Origin of the sequence: Agromyces sp. NBRC 114283, from assembly GCF_030268405.1 — a bacterium.
Classification (GTDB): domain Bacteria; phylum Actinomycetota; class Actinomycetes; order Actinomycetales; family Microbacteriaceae; genus Agromyces; species Agromyces mediolanus.
In genome coordinates this window covers 1,025,121-1,039,347 of record NZ_BSQP01000001.1, presented here as the reverse complement: position 1 = coordinate 1,039,347, position 14,227 = coordinate 1,025,121, and the positions used below count along the sequence as shown (strand labels likewise).

The window sequence follows — 14,227 nt, the reverse complement described above, 5'->3', positions numbered from 1 at the left end:
GGAGGTATGGAAAACGTCAGCGGAGTCCTTGACGCCGCTATGACCGGGCTTCGGATCAGCTGGGGATGCCCGCGATCCGGCGGGCCACGACCGGGAGGACCCCGACATGCCCACCGCACCCACCGCCCTGCGCCTGCTCGGCGCCGCGTCCCTCGTCGCCTTCGCGACGCTGCTCAGCGCCTGCAGCGCCGCACCCGGCGGCGACGGCGCGGCCGAGAACGGCGGCGCGCTCGAGAACAGCACGTTCGAGCAGCAGTACGACGACTGGCGTCTGAAGTACGACGCCTGCATGAAGAAGGCCGGCGTCGAGCTGCCGAAGCCCGCCGAGGCCGGCGACGACAGCGGCGACGGCGAGGCCATGACGCTCGACGCGGGGACGATCGACTTCGACGCGTTCCAGGCCGCCGACGAGGACTGCCGGGGCGAGGTCGGCGATCCGCCGGTCGACCCCGACGCCCCGACCGCCCAGGAGCTGTACGAGCAGCAGCTCGTCTTCGCGAAGTGCATGCGCGAGGCCGGCTACGACTACGCCGACCCCGAGCCGCCGAGCGAGAACGGCATGTCGGCCATGGCCATGAGGGGCGCGAGCGACTTCGACGAGGCCGACCTCGACCGCTGCAGCGAGGTCGCCGGATTCGGATCGGGCGAATGAGACGCCGCTGGCTGCTGCCGGTCGCGGGCGTCGCGGCCGCCGCGGTCGTCGCGGCGGGGATCTGGATGCTGCGCCCCGACCCGCAGGCTGAGGCGGACGCCGGCGCGGACGCCCAGGCACCGGAGTCGGCCGAGGTCACCGTCGGCGACCTCGTCGAGACGGCCCGGGTCACCGGCGAGCTCGGCTACGGCGGCTCGCGCAAGCTCGCCTCGACGCTGCCGGGCACGGTGACCTCGCTGCCGAAGGTCGGCGACGTGATCGGCCGCGGCGGCGTGCTGCTGCGGGTCGACGACACCCCGGTCGTGCTGTTCCAGGGCGCGCTGCCGGCCTGGCGGGCCTTCGGCGAGGGCATGAGCGACGGCGCCGACGTGCGCCAGCTCGAGGAGAACCTCGCCGCCCTCGGCTTCTTCGACCGCGAGCCCGACGAGGAGTTCACCTGGCGCACCGCCTCCGCGATCGAGGAGTGGCAGGAGTCGCTCGGACTCGAGGAGACCGGCTCGATCGAGCTCGGCCGCGTCGTGTTCTCGGACGGCGACGTCCGGGTGCGTGCGCTCGAGGCATCCGTCGGCGGGCCGTCCGGCGGGAGCGCGCTCGAGGTGACCGGCACGGCGCGCGAGGTCGCCCTCGACCTCGACCCGACGCTGTCGAGCACCGCGCCCGTCGGCGGCACGGTGGAGCTCCGCCTGCCGGGCGGGGCGACGACCACGGCGACCGTGCAGTCCGTCGGCTCGCCCGTGCAGCGCGACGACGGCATGGGCGGCACCGCCATGAAGCTGCCGGTGCGGCTGAGTCTCGACGACCCCGCCGCAGCCGCCGAGTTCGGCGAGGTGAAGGTGACGGCGACGTTCAGCCACGTCCTCGCGAGCGAGGTGATGCTGGTGCCCGTGACCGCGCTGCTCGCGGTGCCGGGCGGGGGCTCCGCGGTCGACGTCGTCACCGCGAAGGGGCTGAAGCGCGTCGAGGTGGAGCTCGGCTCCTTCGCGAGCGGCATGGTCGAGGTGATCTCGGGCGAGCTCGAGGCCGGCGATCGGGTGGCGGTGAGCGCATGAGCGCCCCGGTCCTGGAGCTCGTCGGCGCGAGCCGGGAGTACGGTTCGCCGCCGACCCTCGCGCTCGACCGGGTCGACCTCGTCATCCGCCGCGGCGAGCTCGCTGCGATCGTCGGGCCGAGCGGCTCGGGCAAGTCGACGCTGCTGAACCTGATGGGCACGCTCGACCGCCCGACCGCGGGGACCGTGCGGGTCGACGGCATCGACGTCGGCGAGCTGGGGGATGCCGCGTTGAGCGCCCTGCGGGCGCGCACGATCGGCTTCGTGTTCCAGCAGTTCCACCTCGCCGACGGGGTGACCGCGCTCGAGAACGTCGCGACGGGGCTGCTGTACTCCGGCGTGCGCGCGAGCGTCCGCCGAGAGCGCGCCGCCGAGGCGCTCGACCGCGTGGGCCTCTCGCACCGCGCCCGGCATCTGCCGCGGCAGCTGTCCGGCGGCGAGCGCCAGCGCGTCGCGATCGCCCGCGCGATCGTCGGCGACCCGGCGGTGCTGCTCGCCGATGAGCCGACGGGCAGCCTCGACAGCCGCTCCGGCGCGACGGTCGTCGGCATCCTGCGCGAGCTGCACGCGGCCGGCACGACCGTCGTCGTGATCACGCACGACCGCGAGCTCGCCGCCGGGCTGCCGCGTCGCATCGGCATCCGCGACGGCCGCCTCGACGAGGCATCCATCGGCGATCGCACGGACTCCGGGGATCGCAGGGACTCGGGGGCGGCGGCGTGAGCGCGCCCAGGTCCCGGCTCCGCACCGCCGACCTCGTCGCGCTCGGCGCGCACGGCGTGCGCGCGCACCCGCTGCGGGCGGCGCTCTCGGCGCTCGGCATCGCGATCGGCATCGCGGCGATGGTCGCCGTCGTCGGGCTCTCGGCCTCGAGCCGCGCGCTCGTGCAGCAGCAGCTCGCCGCGCTCGGCACGAATCTGCTCACCGTCACCGCGGGCGACGACCTGTTCGGCAAGGCGAGCGAGCTGCCCGAGGAGGCCACCGGGCGGATCCTCCGCCTCGACGGGGTGGAGTCCGCCGCGTGGACGGCGACGCTCGACAAGGTGCACGTCTACCGCAGCGCGATGATCCCGCGCGGCGAGACCGGGGGCCTCTCGGTGGCGGCGGCGGACGCCGCGCTCCTGGAGGCCACCGGCAGCTCGCTCGCGCGCGGGCGCTGGCTCGCCGAGGTGCCCGCCTCGCTCGACACCGTGGTGCTGGGCGCGAAAGCGGCCGAGCGGCTCGGGGTGCACAGCGCCGGCACGCAGCTCTGGCTCGGCGGGCGGGAGTTCACCGTGGTCGGCATCCTCGATCCGTCGCCGCTCACCCCGGAGCTCGACACCGCCGCGCTCGTGACCGGGGAGCGCGCGGCGGCGCTGTTCGGGTTCACCGGTGCGCCGACGGCCATCTACGAGCGCTCGGCCGAGGACGCCGTCGCCGAGGTGCGCGCGCTCCTCCCCGCGACCGCGAACCCGGAGGCGCCCGAGGAGGTGAAGGTGAGCCGCCCGTCCGACGCGCTCGCCGCGAAGCAGCTGATCGACCAGGCCTTCACCGGCCTGCTGATCGGCGTCGGGTCGATCGCGCTGCTCGTCGGCGGCATCGGCGTCGCGAACACGATGGTCATCACCGTGCTGGAGCGGCGCCGGGAGATCGGGCTGCGCCGCGCGCTCGGCGCGACGCGGGGCCACATCCGCGCGCAGTTCCTCGTGGAGGCCATGCTGCTCGCGGCGCTCGGCGGCGTGCTCGGCGTCGGCCTCGGCTGGCTGGTGACGGCGATCGTCGCCCGCTCGAACGGATGGCTCGTCGCGATGCCGCTGGAGGTGCCGCTCGCCGGGGTCGTCGTGACCGTCGCGGTCGGGGCGCTCGCGGGGGTGCTGCCGGCGCTCAGAGCGGCGCGCACTTCGCCGACGGCCGCGCTCGGCCACTGAGCCTCCCGCTACGGCGGGACGAGGGAAGGGGAGAAAAAAGGGGGGTGGGAGTCCGGCCCGGCCAGGGGGTGGCCGGGCCGGACGGGCCGGGTCAGGCCGCGAGGCCGAGCCGGCGCAGGTCGTCGCTCGAGGGCCGGTACTCGGTTCCCTCGGCGACGGACGTGTCACGGGGGACGCGGGCGCCGTTGTGCACCTTCGCGTCCGGGCCCACCGTCGCGTACGGACCGACGACCGCGCTGCGGCCGACGACGGCGCCGTGCCCGATGCGGGCGTTCACTCCGATGACCGCGCGCTCGGCGACGATCGCATCGGCCTCGACCCAGCCGCCGTGCTCGATCGAGGCGCCGCGCTGCACGACGGCCCCCGGATCGACGTAGGCGGTCGGATCGACGTAGGCCGTCGGGTCGACCTTCGCGGTGGTCGCGACCAGGCCGCGTCCGTTCGCGTGCTTGCGGTAGCGGCGCAGAACCCCGTGCTCGTCTTCGAATTCGACGTAGCTGATGCCCACGTTCCGCCTCCTTCACTGCCAGGACGGACTCTCCGCCCCGAACATAGACACAACACCGGTAGGCGGCGGGGTATTCCCGGCCTGACCGGGCTCTCGGCATCCGCCCGGCCCACGAGGTTAGGCTTGCCTCATGCCCGACGCCCCGCTGCTGCAGCTCCAGGGCGTCCGCATCCGGCACGAGGGTGCCGAGCGCGCGACGCCCGACGGCGTCGACCTCGCGGTGCGGCCCGGCGAGGTGGTGCTGCTGCTCGGCCCTTCGGGGTGCGGCAAGTCGACGCTCGCGCTCGCCCTGAACGGGCTCGTGCCGCACTCGGTGCCGGCCGAGCTCGACGGCCGGGTGCTCGTCGGCGGCCTCGACACCCGGGAGCACCGCGTGGGCGAGCTGTCCGAGCGGGTCGCGATGGTCTTCCAGGACCCGGACGCCCAGGTCGTCACGAACACCCTGCTCGACGAGGTCTGCTTCGGCCCCGAGAACCTGCGCCTGCCGGTCGACGAGGTGCTCGAGCGCGCCGAGCGGGCGCTGAAGCTCGTCGGTCTCTGGGAGCGGCGCGCCGACGATCCGGCGCGGCTCTCCGGCGGCGGGCGGCAGCGGCTCGCGATCGCGGCGGCCCTCGCGATGGGCTCCCCCGTGCTCGTGCTCGACGAGCCCACGGCGAACCTCGACCCCGCGGGCATCGACGAGGTGTACGCGGTGCTGCGCGAGCTCGCCTCCGACCGCGACCACGCGATCGTGCTCGTCGAGCACAACCTCGACGCCGCCGCCGACCTCGTCGACCGGGTCGTCGTGCTCGACGCCGACGGCCGCTTGGTCGCCGACGGCCCCACCCGCGAGGTGCTCACCGGCCGTGCCGAGGAGCTCGCCGCGCTCGGCGTGTGGCTGCCGGTCTCCACGCTCGCCGCGCTGCGCCTGCGCGAGGCCGGCGTCGCCATCGAGCCGCTGCCGATCACCCCGGCCGAGCTCGGCGCCGCCCTCGACGCCGCGCCGACGCTGCCGGCGCCACGCGACCCGGCACCGACGCCCGCGGCAGCCGGAGCGCCGGCCGTTCCGCCCGTGGTCACGGCCGGCGGCGTCGCGGTGCGCCGGGGCGGTCGGCGCGGCCCGCTCGTCGTGCACGAGGTCGAGCTCGAGGTGCCTGCGGGCGACTTCCTCGCCGTCGTCGGCGTGAACGGCGCCGGCAAGTCGAGCCTGCTGCAGGCGCTCGCCGGGGTGCTCGCGCCCGCGGCGGGGCGCATCGAGGCGGCCGGCATCGATCCGGCGACGGCGGATGCCGCGAGCCGCAGCCGCGCGATCGGCTACGTCTTCCAGAACCCCGAGCACCAGTTCGTCGCCGGGACCGTCGCGGGCGAGCTGGAGCAGGCGCTCGAGCTCCAGGGCGTGCCCGCCTCGGAGCGGGCGGCGTCGGTCGCGTCGATGCTCGAGCGGTTCGGCCTCGCCGAGGCCGCGACGAGGCATCCGTTCCTGCTCTCCGGCGGGCAGAAGCGCCGCCTCTCCGTCGGCACCGCGCTCATCGCCGGTGCGCCGCTGCTCATGCTCGACGAGCCGACCTTCGGCCAGGACCGCGAGCGGGCGGGCGAGCTCGTCGCGCTGCTGCGCGAGCTGAACGACGCGGGCACGACCGTGATCGCCGCGACCCACGACCTGCAGCTCGTCGCCGACCACGCGAGCCGCGTCGCCGTCATGGCGGAGGGGCGGCTGCTCGGCGTCGGGCCCACCGCCGAGGTGCTCGCCGGTCCCCTGATCGAGCAGGCCGGCCTCCGGCATCCGCCGCTCGCCCGCGCCACCCGCGGGCTCGCGAACCACCCGGAGTGGCGCGCCGTCACCCGCTGGGCGCAGCTCCCCGCCCCGGGCGGCCGCGCATGAGCGCGCTCGGCGAGACGACGGTCGCGCGCGGCGGCCCGCTGCGCTCGCTCAACGCGCTCGCCAAGCTCGCGGGTCCCGTGCCCGTCATGATCGCGCTCGTCCTCACCCGCGGCGTGCCGCTGCCGCTCGCCTTCGCGGTGTTCGCGGCGCTCGTGCTGCTCGTCGGGGCGCGGCTCGGCCTGCGCTGGGTCCTCGTGATCCTGCTCGGCGTGCCGGCGTTCGCGGCGCTGCTGGGCGTGAGCTTCGGCATCTGGGTCGATCCGGCCACACTGCCGGCGGATGCGGCCGGCTCCGAGCTCGTGCTCGCCCAGCTCGGCGAGTGGCGCTTCACCGGGTCGATGTACCTCGTCGGGCTCGCGACGGCGCTGCGGATCGCCGCGATCATCCTGCTCGCGTTCGTCTCCGGGCTCACGACGACGGGTGCCGAGCTCGTGCGGGCGCTCGTGCGGCAGCTGCGGGTGCCGTACCGGCTCGGCTACACGGCGCTCGCGGCGATGCGCTTCGTGCCGCGCTTCGGCCACGAGCTCGAGGTCATCCGGGCGGCCCGCCGGGTGCGCGGGGTCGACCGCGGGCGCGGCCCGATCGCCTGGCTGCGCGGCACCGTCGGCCTCGCCGTCCCGTTGCTCGCGAGCGCCATCCGGCACGCCGAGCGCGTCGCCCTCGCGATGGACGCCCGCGCCTTCGGCGCCCACGACTCGCGCACCGAGCGCACGATCAGCCGCTGGCGCCGCCGCGACACGGTGTTCGTGCTCGGCTTCTGGCTCGTCTCGGCGCTCCTCTGGTGGGCGGTCGAGACGGCGGTGGCCTGAGCCGCTGACACGGCCGAGGCCCGGGCGACGCGCCCGGGCCTCAGCCGTCGAAGTTCAGCGGCGCGGGATCAGCCCGCCGAGGCGGTGTCGACGATCTCGACGACGAAGACGAGGGTGCGGCCGGCGAGCTCGTTCGAGTCGCTCGGCTCCGCGCCGTAGCCGAGGGCCGGCGGGATGGTCACGATGAGCTTCGTGCCGACCTTCTGCCCGACGAGCGCCGCGCCGAAGCCCGGGATCACGCCCGAGGTGGAGAACGTCGCCGGCTCACCGCGCGAGTAGCTGTCGTCGAAGACCTGGCCGTCGTCCCAGGTGAGGCCCGCGTACTGCACGGTCACCTGGTCGCCGTCGGCCACGGTCTTGCCGTCGCCGGGCTCGAGCACCTTCAGCTCGAGCTCGGCCGAGGCATCCGTCTTCGGGATGACGACCGTCGGCGTCTTGTCGCCGTTGAAGGTGACCTCGGGCACGTTCGTGGTCCACTCGGCCGGGGTCGGCAGCGGCTCGGGGGTCGGCTCGACGTACTCCTCGACGACGTCGGCGACGATCACGACGGTGTCGTCGACGGCGACGCCGAGCGACTCGTTGCCGGTCTCGCCGTAGAGCGAGGCGGCGGGCGCCACGGTGACGGTGCGGGTGCCGTACGGCTGGCAGTCGATGGCCGAGCGGAACGCCTCGAGCAGGCTCGTGTCGCCCATCGCGAGCGGCACCTCCTGCGAGACGATCTGCTCGCCGCTCGTGCCGTTGAACATGGTGAGCATGACGTTCGCGCTCACGCCGGACTCGGTCTTGTCGCCGTCGCCCTTGATCGCGACGGTGGTCTGCAGCTCCTCGGCGGCGAGCGGGGTGGTGAACTCTGCGGTCGGCGTGCCGCCGAAGTCGCCCGACACCTTCACGGCGTCGCTCTCGGCGCCCGGCTTCGCTTCGAAGCAGTCGGCCGCGGTGGCGGCGGGATCGCTCGACGAGGCCGGGGCGTCGGCGCTGCCGGCGCATCCGGCGAGCACGAGGGCGGAGGCGGCGGCGAGCGCGATGGGCGCGGTGCGGCGCAGGGCGCGGTTCATGGGGTCTCGATTCGTGATGCGGGATCGGAGCGCGGCCTCCAGGCGGTGCGGGCCTGCGGGCGCTGTCGCCCAGTCTGCCGCATGCGCCTTTCGATTCGCTGAACGAGTGCGCGAGCGGGGTGGGCCGGGTCAGCGCTGCCGCTCGGGTCAGCGGTGCCGCAGCCGGCGGGCGATCTCGTGCGCTGCCGGGCCGAACGCCTCACTCCCGCCTGGCCGGCCCGTCGCTCGGATCCCCCGCCTCGTCCGCCGCAGCCGGGCGAGTCGCCTCGATGAGCTCGGCGAGTCGCGCCGAGAACCGGGCGTCGTCGTCGAGAAGCGAGAGGCTCGGGCTCAGGATCGGCACGAGTCGCTCCTGCAGGTCCCCGTCGAAGCGGATGAAGGCGACGCTCAGCTCAGAGTCGGCCGCGAGCTCCGATTGCTCGGGGTCGGGAGCGTCGCGGAGCTCCACGAGTTCCCCGCGAGCCGCAGCGACCTCTGCGAGCATCGCGTCGTAGCCGTCGGCGACCTCGCCCATCATGGGCGGGCCCTCGCGCAGCCGTTCGGCGAACGAGACCGACTCGGCGAGCCGGGCGAGCAGGGGGTCCCAGCCGGCCTCGCGGTCGTCGGGCGCGTTTTCGGCTCCCTCCACCAGCGCCTCGACCGCGCCGAGCACACGCGCGGAGCCGGGGCGATGGTCCCGCACCGTTCCGTCGGGGATCCCGCGGTTCAGCTCCTCGAGCAGTGCGGCGCGCGCGGCGTCGTACTCCGCGTCCGCGGTGCCGTCGAGTTCGCGGATGCGCCACAGCATCCAGAGTCGGTCGACCGCGTGGGCCGCCCCCTCCGAGTCATCCCCCCAGGGCAGGTAGCCGTCGAGCAGGATGGCGCGGTAGGCGTCGCCCGCGAACGCGCTCGCCGGGCCGCCGGACCCGGCGTCTGCTGCGAGGGTCGAGATCGTCGCAGCATGGGCCCGGCGGAGCTCGTCGGCGCGGTCGACGGAGACGCGAAAAATGGACGAGAGATCTTCGAAGCCCCAGAACTCGCCGTACCGCTCGGGCAACAGCTCCCAGCTCTCGATCTCGGCGAGGGCGCGCTCCTCGAAGGCGCGGTCCTCCTCGTACCAGTCGATGACGAAGGCGCCGACGGAGTGCCCGATCGACGAGTCGGGGATGAGCGGATCATCCGATCCCCGTCCGGTCCCCCGCATCGCCTCGATCGCGGCGTCGAGGAACCCGATGCGCTCCCTGGCGAACGCGGCGTCGGACTCGCGAAGCAGCGTGCGAGCCTCATCGGTGATGGTTCCCGCGTCGAGCGACGCCGAGTACGCCTCGAGCCGCCCGAGCGCAGGCCCGCCGAACGTAGCGTCGTAGAGCTCGAACGCCACGAGGGAGGTTGCTGCGCCCGCGGCCCTGAGCTGTTTGACCTCGGCGGGCTCGAGGCTCCGAAGCTCGGCCAGCACGACGTCCACCCGCTCGGACACTGCGACGACTTCGCGGTACACGGGAGTGCGCTCGACCACGGAGGCATTGAACTCCTGAAGCACGGGCGCCTCGTCGAGCAGTCCGCCGAGGCCGACCTCCTCCGGGAGCCCGCCCTCGCCACCGCTCGCCGCATCCGCGTCGATCTCGCTCTGCGTCCACGTCTTCGCCCTCGGCACCGCCTCCGCGAGTTCATCCGACCAGTCCTGGAGCTCTGCCGCATACGCAGCGGCCGCGCGTTCGGCGGCTTCGTCGGGGCCGCTCGGCGTGCATCCGCTCAGCGCACCGGCGGTTGCCAGCGCGACGAGCGTGATGGCGAAGCTCCGTCTCAGCACATCCACCCTCCGCATGATGCGTACAGGATACCAAGCGATCTAGGCCTCAGAAGGCGGCAGATCTGGTCCTCACCCGCACTCCGGCTGTGACATTCCGTCACGTCGACATCCTTGCGGGCGTCCAGCGGGTTCTGTCAGGATGCGGGACATGGGTCGCCGCGTTCCGCTTCTCCTCGGGGGTGCGCTCGCGGCGACCGCGCTGCTCGCCGGCTGCGTGCCGGCACCCTCGGACCACCCGAGCACCCCGGCGACGCACGCCGCCAGCGTCCCGGCGACGGCGCCTGCATCGAACACCGACGAGAGCGGCGCCCTCACGGCAGACGCCGTCGCCGCCGTCGCCCCGAGCTGGGAGGGCTCGCGCTTCGCGGGCTTCGTCGGCGCGCCCGACGGCCATGCCTACGGGGGTGACTGTCGGGCGAGCGCCTGGGAAGTCCTCTCCCTGACGGAGCGTGCGTCGCGAGTCGCCCGAACCTTCCAGGCACCGGGCGGGGCGACTCCGACCCCGACCCTCGTCGTCGCGGTTGTGCCGCTCGAGACCGACGAACGGCAGACGGCGCTCGACGCACTCGCCCACCAGTTCACCTCCTGCGTCGGCGAGAGCCCGGACGGCTCGGTCCGGCAGCACCCGTTCACGCTCGACGACTGGTCGGGACTCCATCAGGTGCGCGACGATCTCGACCTCGTGTGGGCGTCATACGCGCAGGGCATCGTGGTCGCGCAGCTCTCCCCAGGATCCGGCACCACCACGGCCGAGCTCGTGGACGAGGTCCGCGCGATTCTCGCGCTCCAGCTGGCCGAGCTTCGTTAGCTGGCGCCCCGCCTCACAGCGCGGCGACGTTGAAGAGGAGCCAGTTCAGCAGGAAACTCCCGAGCTGAATCACGAGGGTGAACGCCCCGCTGACGAGCCCGCCGATGGCCGCCCAGCGCAGGCGCGGAGCGGCGCCCGGTCGCGCGCCGACGGCGCCGAGCAGCACGAGCAGGGCCGCGAGCAGGATCGTGGCGACGAGGATCGAGTTCGACACCACCTCGAACCCGATGCGGGACGACGCGAGCCGGAAGAGGAGCGGCGTGACCAGGATGACGGCGCCCTCCACCACGAGCAGGATGAGGCAGGCGAGGCCCTGCAGATTGAGCGCCGACTGCTCCGCTCGAGGCGGCGTCGGAGCGGGAGTCGACGATGGATCGGTCTGCGTCATGCAGGTCAACGTAACCCCGTTGACCGGAACACCGGGAGTAGCGCCGATCCGACGAGCCAAAGCCGCTCGCCGCCCGAATCGTTGCGCAGGACGCCCGGAAGGGGGCCAGAATAGTCGGATGGGGGACGAGCAGCAGCAACCCGACGCCGTCCGGCGCTTCGTCAGGCACGCCGACGCCGTCCTCGCGATCGATGACGAGCTCTGGCAGCCGATCTCGCTGTCCGCGATCGCGCGCAGTGCGCCGCAGTTCGGCGAGACCGTGCTCGACGCCTGCTGCGGCACCGGCGCCTCCGCCGTGCCGACCGCCGAGCTCGTCGGCCCCGAGGGGATCGTCGACGCGGTCGACGCCGCCGCTCCGATGATCGAGCTCGCGCGCACCCGCGCCGAAGCGGCGGGCGGGCTGCCGCGGCTGCGGCTGCACGTCGGCGATGTGCGGGAGTGGGAGCCGGCCGGCTACGACCTCGTGCAGTGCGTGCTCGGGGTGTTCTTCTTCGACGAGCTCGACGACGGCACGCGCGCCCTGATCGGGCGGGCGCGCCCAGGCGGCCGGGTCGCGATCACGGTGTGGCAGCACGGCGCGTTCCACTCGTTCCGGCAGGCACTCGCGGATGCCGTCGCGGAGGTCGGCGGCGGCTCGCCCGACGCGCCGCAGGAGGCGGACCGCACGCCCGGCACGACCGGCGCGGTGGCGGGCTGGCTGCACGAGCTCGGGCTGGAGCGGGTGCGCGCCGACGCGGTGCCGCGTCATCTCGCCCTCGACGACGACCTCGCCTGGCGGCTCGTGCTCGGCACGGGGCGGCGGAGCCTCCTCGACGGCCTCGGCAAGAAGGCCAGGCGCCGGGTGCGCGAGCGCTTCACCGCACTGCTCGCGGAGCGCGGCATCGACCAGGTGGATGCCTCGACGATCACGGCCGTGGGGGTCCGCCCGACCTGACGAGTGGCATACCTACCTCTAGGTATGGCATGCTCGGGGCATGACCACCGAGGCACGACGCATCCTCATCGAGGCCGCGCAGGAGCTGTACGCGGCGAACGGCGTCGCGGCGACGACCCCGCGCGAGGTACTCGCCCGCAGCGGCGTCGGGCAGGGCAGCCTGTACCACCACTTCCCATCGAAGCGGGATCTGGCCGCCGCCGCCGTCGCGCAGACCGTCGACGACACGCTCGGCTCGGCCGCCGCAACGCTCGACGGCGCCGACGAACCCCAGCGTCGCATCGCCGACTACCTCGAACGGCCGCGCGCGGCGACCGCCGGCTGCCGCGTCGGCCGGCTCACGGCCGACCCCGTCGTCATGGGCGACGAGGCGCTGCGGGGCGAGGTGTCCCGCTACTTCGCGGAGCTCATCGAGCTCGTCGCGCGGGCGTTCACGGAGCAGGGGCTCGACGCCGCCGCGGCCCGCGACCGGGCGACGACCGCGGTCGCCGTCATCCAGGGCGGCTACGTGCTGTCCCGCGCGCTCGGCGACGACGCCGCGATGCGCGCCGCCGTGCGCGGGCTCCTCGAGCTGCTGGAGCCCGCACCGACCGGACACGAAGAACGGAGCAGGCATGAGTGACTACGAGGTGCTCGAGATCGGCGCGCTCGACGCGTGGCGATCGCATTACGGCGGCTTCGACGCCGCACGATCCCGCGACGGGCGCCGCATCGTCGACCACGAACTGGCCATGCAATACCTGGGCCTCTCGGCGAACGCGCTCGAACCCGGCGAGGAGGCGGGCTACTGGCACACCCACGCCCGCATCGAGGAGCTCTACGTCTTCCTCGCCGGCACCGGCCAGATGGGACTCGACGACGACGTCGTCGACGTCGGCCCCGGCAGCGTCGTCCGAGTCGGCCAGGACGTGTGGCGCACCTGGCGGGCGCACCCCGACAGCGAGGGCGAGCTGCGCTGGCTCTGCATCCGCGGCGGCGGCGAACCGCTCCCCCGCACCCCCGACGACGGCCGGCGCGACCCCGACCGCCCCTCGCCGTGGTGAGCCGGGCGGTGCTCGGTAGCATGCGGGAGTGACCGCGATCCGAATTGGGCGAGGCCGGCTGAGGCTGCTGGTCGCGCTGGTCATCACCGCAGCGCTGCTGGCGGTTCTCGGACAGCTCACTGCCCAGTACTCCCTGTGGCACGAGAATCAGGGCTGCTTCCCCGTGGCTGCGGATCCGACTGTGGGCGTTCAGGTCGGTGAGCAGGCTCCCATTCAGACGGATTTCTGGATTCCGGTGGGCGTCTCCTGCGAATGGGAGCTTCCGACAGGATCCGTCGTCGCTCACCGAGTGTTTCCGGTGCCGAACACGGTGTTCGTGCTCGCCCTCGCCAGCCTTGCGGCAGCGGTGCTGGTGGCTGTGGTGTCGGGCAGAAGGCCCACCACCACACCGCCTGCGGAGCCTGCCACCTGAATGGGGGACATCTGGAGTCGGGAAAACGGACGACTCGATCCAGAACGATCCTGGAGTTACTTTCCAGTCCGGCTCGGCCTCACTCTCGCTGTTCCGGTTCGTCCCCCGTCGCGACGGGCCGGGCCGGGTCGTTCGACCACTGGCTCCAGGAGCCCGGGTAGAGGGCGGCGGCGACGCCGGCGAGCGCGAGCGCCGCGACGCCGTGGGAGGCGGTGACGCCGGAGCCGCAGTACACCGCGACGGGCCGCTCGCCGTCGGCGCCGAGCGCGGCGAAGCGCTCGCGGAGCGCCTCGGGCGGCAGGAAGCGCCCGTCGGCGTCGAGGTTGCCGGCGCTCGGCGCGGAGCGCGCGCCGGGGATGTGGCCCGCAGCCGGGTCGATCGGCTCGACCTCGCCCCGGTACCGTTCGGCGGCGCGCGCATCGAGGAGCACCCCGTGCTCGGGGAGGGCGGCCGCGGCATCCGCGTCGATGACCGGCATCGCCCCGAAGTGCGCCGTCGCGTCGCCCGGCTCTGCCTCGACGTCGCCGGTCTCGAGCGTTCCGCCCGCGGCGCGCCACGCGGCGAGGCCGCCGTCGAGCATGCGGACGTCGGCGACGCCGGCATGGCGCAGCAGCCACCAGGCGCGGGCGGCCGACTGGTTGCCGAGGTCGTCCATGACGACCACGGCGTCGCCCTCGCGCACACCCCAGCGGCGCATGGCCGCGATGAAGGCGGCCTCGTCGGGGAGCGGATGCCGCCCGGCGGCGGGCGAGGGCGGGGCCGTCAGCTCCGTCTCGAGGTCGACGTAGACCGCACCCGGCACGTGGCCGGCGAGGTAGGCGGGGCGGCCGTCGGGGGCGGCGAGGCTCCAGCGCACGTCCAGCACAACGGGGCGGGATGCCTCGTCGGCGAGCCGTTCGGCGAGCTCCTCGGCGGTGATGAGGATCGACATGCCTCCAGCTTGCCTTCCCCCGCCCGCTCTTGAACCAGGGTTGCCCGACTTTCATGAAAGTCGGGCAAGTCTGGTTCAGCGG

General features: G+C 74.0%; 16 protein-coding genes. 11 read left to right on the top strand and 5 right to left on the bottom strand.

The window, feature by feature from the left end; translation table 11 throughout:
• Nucleotides 1-106 precede the first annotated feature (106 nt).
• Genes QSJ60_RS04965 through QSJ60_RS04950 form a run of 4 tightly spaced genes read left to right on the top strand, consistent with a single transcriptional unit; the run spans nucleotide 107 to nucleotide 3,607 of the window.
• Nucleotides 107-652: a hypothetical protein gene (locus tag QSJ60_RS04965; RefSeq protein WP_285462837.1), complete on the top strand. Its 546-nt coding sequence runs from the start codon at nucleotides 107-109 to the stop codon at nucleotides 650-652.
• Nucleotides 649-1,701, top strand: a complete 1,053-nt coding sequence (locus QSJ60_RS04960) for a peptidoglycan-binding protein (RefSeq protein WP_285462836.1) — start codon at nucleotides 649-651, stop codon at nucleotides 1,699-1,701. Before QSJ60_RS04965 ends, QSJ60_RS04960 begins: the two co-directional genes overlap by 4 nt.
• Nucleotides 1,698-2,423: an ABC transporter ATP-binding protein gene (locus tag QSJ60_RS04955; protein ID WP_285462835.1), complete on the top strand. Its 726-nt coding sequence runs from the start codon at nucleotides 1,698-1,700 to the stop codon at nucleotides 2,421-2,423. The genes QSJ60_RS04960 and QSJ60_RS04955 overlap by 4 nt, the downstream gene beginning before the upstream one ends.
• Nucleotides 2,420-3,607 carry an ABC transporter permease gene (locus QSJ60_RS04950; RefSeq protein ID WP_285462834.1) on the top strand — a complete coding sequence of 396 codons (1,188 nt, stop codon included), beginning with the start codon at nucleotides 2,420-2,422 and terminating at the stop codon, nucleotides 3,605-3,607. Before QSJ60_RS04955 ends, QSJ60_RS04950 begins: the two co-directional genes overlap by 4 nt.
• Before the next feature lie 91 nt (nucleotides 3,608-3,698).
• Here the strand turns inward: QSJ60_RS04950 and QSJ60_RS04945 are convergent, their stop codons facing one another.
• A complete protein-coding gene (locus QSJ60_RS04945) occupies nucleotides 3,699-4,115 on the bottom strand; it encodes a transferase (RefSeq protein WP_189083430.1) in 417 nt (138 codons plus the stop codon).
• 130 nt (nucleotides 4,116-4,245) lie between these two features.
• On the opposite strand from QSJ60_RS04945, the gene QSJ60_RS04940 reads away from it, so the two are divergent.
• A complete protein-coding gene (locus tag QSJ60_RS04940) occupies nucleotides 4,246-5,976 on the top strand; it encodes an ABC transporter ATP-binding protein (RefSeq protein ID WP_285462833.1) in 1,731 nt (576 codons plus the stop codon).
• A complete protein-coding gene (locus QSJ60_RS04935; RefSeq protein ID WP_230763811.1) occupies nucleotides 5,973-6,785 on the top strand; it encodes an energy-coupling factor transporter transmembrane component T family protein in 813 nt (270 codons plus the stop codon). Before QSJ60_RS04940 ends, QSJ60_RS04935 begins: the two co-directional genes overlap by 4 nt.
• 68 nt (nucleotides 6,786-6,853) lie before the next feature.
• Here the strand turns inward: QSJ60_RS04935 and QSJ60_RS04930 are convergent, their stop codons facing one another.
• Both QSJ60_RS04930 and QSJ60_RS04925 read right to left on the bottom strand, forming a co-directional pair.
• Nucleotides 6,854-7,840, bottom strand: coding sequence for an FKBP-type peptidyl-prolyl cis-trans isomerase (locus QSJ60_RS04930; protein WP_285462832.1), 987 nt, complete (start codon nucleotides 7,838-7,840; stop codon nucleotides 6,854-6,856).
• A gap of 199 nt (nucleotides 7,841-8,039) precedes the next feature.
• A complete protein-coding gene (locus tag QSJ60_RS04925; RefSeq protein ID WP_285462831.1) occupies nucleotides 8,040-9,644 on the bottom strand; it encodes a hypothetical protein in 1,605 nt (534 codons plus the stop codon).
• A gap of 133 nt (nucleotides 9,645-9,777) precedes the next feature.
• Between QSJ60_RS04925 and QSJ60_RS04920 the strand changes: the two genes are divergently transcribed.
• A complete protein-coding gene (locus QSJ60_RS04920; protein WP_285462830.1) occupies nucleotides 9,778-10,437 on the top strand; it encodes a hypothetical protein in 660 nt (219 codons plus the stop codon).
• 13 nt (nucleotides 10,438-10,450) lie between these two features.
• On the opposite strand, the gene QSJ60_RS04915 is transcribed toward QSJ60_RS04920, so the two are convergent.
• Entirely contained in the window at nucleotides 10,451-10,825 is a 375-nt protein-coding gene (locus QSJ60_RS04915; RefSeq protein WP_230763803.1) for a hypothetical protein, read from the bottom strand.
• A 118-nt stretch (nucleotides 10,826-10,943) separates the two neighbouring features.
• On the opposite strand from QSJ60_RS04915, the gene QSJ60_RS04910 reads away from it, so the two are divergent.
• From QSJ60_RS04910 to QSJ60_RS04895, 4 genes are read left to right on the top strand one after another with little or no spacing between them, the layout of a single operon-like run.
• Nucleotides 10,944-11,759 (top strand): class I SAM-dependent methyltransferase, encoded by an 816-nt coding sequence (locus QSJ60_RS04910; RefSeq protein ID WP_285462829.1) that lies wholly within the window; start codon nucleotides 10,944-10,946, stop codon nucleotides 11,757-11,759.
• Between the two features lie 40 nt (nucleotides 11,760-11,799).
• Nucleotides 11,800-12,381 carry a TetR/AcrR family transcriptional regulator gene (locus QSJ60_RS04905; RefSeq protein ID WP_285462828.1) on the top strand — a complete coding sequence of 194 codons (582 nt, stop codon included), beginning with the start codon at nucleotides 11,800-11,802 and terminating at the stop codon, nucleotides 12,379-12,381.
• Nucleotides 12,374-12,802 (top strand): cupin domain-containing protein, encoded by a 429-nt coding sequence (locus tag QSJ60_RS04900; protein ID WP_285462827.1) that lies wholly within the window; start codon nucleotides 12,374-12,376, stop codon nucleotides 12,800-12,802. Before QSJ60_RS04905 ends, QSJ60_RS04900 begins: the two co-directional genes overlap by 8 nt.
• A 28-nt stretch (nucleotides 12,803-12,830) precedes the next feature.
• Nucleotides 12,831-13,214: a hypothetical protein gene (locus QSJ60_RS04895; RefSeq protein ID WP_285462826.1), complete on the top strand. Its 384-nt coding sequence runs from the start codon at nucleotides 12,831-12,833 to the stop codon at nucleotides 13,212-13,214.
• A gap of 79 nt (nucleotides 13,215-13,293) precedes the next feature.
• Here QSJ60_RS04895 and QSJ60_RS04890 read toward each other — a convergent pair whose 3' ends face one another.
• The gene (locus QSJ60_RS04890) at nucleotides 13,294-14,145 is read right to left on the bottom strand and encodes a sulfurtransferase (RefSeq protein ID WP_285462825.1); all 852 of its coding nucleotides are present in this window, start codon (nucleotides 14,143-14,145) and stop codon (nucleotides 13,294-13,296) included.
• Nucleotides 14,146-14,227: the final 82 nt, after the last annotated feature.

What these genes read in the sequence shown, in the direction of transcription:
- QSJ60_RS04965 (WP_285462837.1), top strand. Translation starts at nt 107, where the DNA reads ATGCCCACCGCACCCACCGCCCTGCGCCTGCTCGGCGCCGCGTCCCTC.
- QSJ60_RS04960 (WP_285462836.1), top strand. Translation starts at nt 649, where the DNA reads ATGAGACGCCGCTGGCTGCTGCCGGTCGCGGGCGTCGCGGCCGCCGCG.
- QSJ60_RS04955 (WP_285462835.1), top strand. Translation starts at nt 1,698, where the DNA reads ATGAGCGCCCCGGTCCTGGAGCTCGTCGGCGCGAGCCGGGAGTACGGT.
- QSJ60_RS04940 (WP_285462833.1), top strand. Translation starts at nt 4,246, where the DNA reads ATGCCCGACGCCCCGCTGCTGCAGCTCCAGGGCGTCCGCATCCGGCAC.
- QSJ60_RS04935 (WP_230763811.1), top strand. Translation starts at nt 5,973, where the DNA reads ATGAGCGCGCTCGGCGAGACGACGGTCGCGCGCGGCGGCCCGCTGCGC.
- QSJ60_RS04930 (WP_285462832.1), bottom strand. Translation starts at nt 7,840, where the DNA reads ATGAACCGCGCCCTGCGCCGCACCGCGCCCATCGCGCTCGCCGCCGCC.
- QSJ60_RS04925 (WP_285462831.1), bottom strand. Translation starts at nt 9,644, where the DNA reads ATGCGGAGGGTGGATGTGCTGAGACGGAGCTTCGCCATCACGCTCGTC.
- QSJ60_RS04920 (WP_285462830.1), top strand. Translation starts at nt 9,778, where the DNA reads ATGGGTCGCCGCGTTCCGCTTCTCCTCGGGGGTGCGCTCGCGGCGACC.
- QSJ60_RS04915 (WP_230763803.1), bottom strand. Translation starts at nt 10,825, where the DNA reads ATGACGCAGACCGATCCATCGTCGACTCCCGCTCCGACGCCGCCTCGA.
- QSJ60_RS04910 (WP_285462829.1), top strand. Translation starts at nt 10,944, where the DNA reads ATGGGGGACGAGCAGCAGCAACCCGACGCCGTCCGGCGCTTCGTCAGG.
- QSJ60_RS04905 (WP_285462828.1), top strand. Translation starts at nt 11,800, where the DNA reads ATGACCACCGAGGCACGACGCATCCTCATCGAGGCCGCGCAGGAGCTG.
- QSJ60_RS04900 (WP_285462827.1), top strand. Translation starts at nt 12,374, where the DNA reads ATGAGTGACTACGAGGTGCTCGAGATCGGCGCGCTCGACGCGTGGCGA.
- QSJ60_RS04890 (WP_285462825.1), bottom strand. Translation starts at nt 14,145, where the DNA reads ATGTCGATCCTCATCACCGCCGAGGAGCTCGCCGAACGGCTCGCCGAC.